The sequence below is a fragment of the Acidovorax sp. FJL06 genome (assembly GCF_003852545.1).
In the GTDB taxonomy this organism is placed as follows: Bacteria; Pseudomonadota; Gammaproteobacteria; order Burkholderiales; family Burkholderiaceae_C; genus Acidovorax.
In genome coordinates, this window is the sequence record NZ_QAJR01000107.1 from 1 (window position 1) to 231 (window position 231).

Here is a 231-nt window from a genome sequence, read left to right on the forward strand (position 1 = left end):
GGGGGCGGGGGCTGTGCAGCATATCTGCGGATCACCGCCGGCGTGCAGGCGGCGCCACAAACTCCTTGGCGACCTGCCGCAGGCACTCCACCAGCAGCGCCGTGACCGGCGTCATGCGCTGCCCGCGCAGCGTGATCAGGCCCACCGGCGGCAGCTCCACCGCCACCGGCAGCTTGAGCACCGCCACCATCCCCTGCCCCGCAAAATGCTGCGCCACCGTGCGCGCCATGA

Annotated in this window: 1 pseudogene; it reads right to left on the reverse strand. The window is 72.3% G+C overall.

The features are described 5' to 3' along the window. Nucleotides 1-31: 31 nt before the first annotated feature. Nucleotides 32-231 (reverse strand): annotated as a pseudogene (locus tag DBV10_RS22710) (LysR family transcriptional regulator); the annotation flags it as partial.